Annotated in this window: 2 protein-coding genes; both read right to left on the bottom strand. The window is 68.0% G+C overall.

Going from position 1 to position 1,302, the window contains the following annotated elements:
* Positions 1 to 940: electron transfer flavoprotein subunit alpha/FixB family protein (locus tag WHI96_RS27685; RefSeq protein ID WP_349302519.1), on the bottom strand; the 940-nt coding region annotated here is incomplete at its 3' end.
* Positions 941 to 985: 45 nt separating this feature from the next.
* The coding region (locus WHI96_RS27680; RefSeq protein ID WP_432422468.1) for an electron transfer flavoprotein subunit beta/FixA family protein at positions 986 to 1,302 on the bottom strand (317 nt) is incomplete at its 5' end.

The raw sequence follows: 1,302 nt of genomic DNA, 5'->3' as shown, positions 1-1,302 counted from the left end.
TGCGCTTGGCCACTTCCTCCTGCAGCTGCGGCGCGACCGTGAACAGGTCACCCACGATGCCGAAGTCGGCGATCTCGAAGATCGGCGCCTCCTCGTCCTTGTTCACCGCGACGATCGTCTTCGACGTCTGCATACCGGCACGGTGCTGGATCGCACCGGAGATACCCAGCGCGATGTAGAGCTGCGGCGAGACCGACTTGCCGGTCTGACCGACCTGGAACTGCGGCGGGTAGTAACCCGAGTCCACCGCGGCACGCGAGGCACCCACCGCAGCACCAAGAGAGTCCGCCAGACCCTCCACGACGGTGAAGTCGTCGGCCGAACCCACACCACGCCCACCGGACACGATCACCGTCGCCTCGGTCAGCTCCGGACGCGACCCACCCTGGATCGGCTCACGACCGGTCACGGTCGCAGCACGCCCGGACGGCGCCGGGACCTCGACGGTCTCCCGCGCACCCGCACCCGCGACGGCCTCGATCTCGATCGAACCCGGCCGCACGGTGATCACCGGGTGCTCGGTGTTCGACCTGGCCTCAGCGGTGTAGGCACCACCGAAGATCGAGTGCGACACACCGTCCGCCGAGACCCCGACCACATCGGACAACAGCCCCGAGCCCGTCCGGACGGCGAGCCGACCGGCGACCTCCTTACCGTTACCGGTGGCCGCGAGCAGCACCGCGGCCGGGGACACCGACCCGACGAGCGACTCCAGCACCGTCGTCTCCGGGGACAGGAAGTCCGTGGAGTCGGTCTCGGCGACATAGATCTTCTCGGCGCCGTGCTCGGTCAGGCCGTCGGCCAGCTTGCCGGCGGTGCCCGCGACACCGACGACGACCGCCGACGGCTCACCCAGCGCGCGGGCGGCGGTCAGCAACTCGTAGGTGGTCTTCTTGATGTCACCGTCGACGTGGTCGACGAGGACCAGAACCTCAGCCATGAATCTCTATCTCCAAACGAACAGGGAAGCCAGGAAGAACCGGGATCAGATCAGCTTCTGCCCGACCAGGAACTCGGCGATCTTCGCGCCGCCGTCGCCCTCGTCGGTGACCTTCTCACCGGCCTGCTTCGGCGGCTTCGGCGACGCCGACACGACCGAGGTCAACGCGTTCGCCAGACCGACCTCGGAGGCGTCGATCCCGGCACCGGCCAGATCCAGGGTCTGCACCGGCTTCTTCTTCGCCGCCATGATCCCCTTGAACGAGGGGTAACGCGGCTCGCCCGCCTTCTCCCCGATCGACACCACGACCGGCAACTCCGCAGTCAGATGGGTGACACCCTCGTCGGTCTCCCGCTTCGCCG

This window comes from Pseudonocardia tropica, from assembly GCF_040105315.1.
Taxonomy (GTDB): domain Bacteria; phylum Actinomycetota; class Actinomycetes; order Mycobacteriales; family Pseudonocardiaceae; genus Pseudonocardia; species Pseudonocardia alni.
This window is presented reverse-complemented; position numbering and strand designations above follow the sequence as displayed.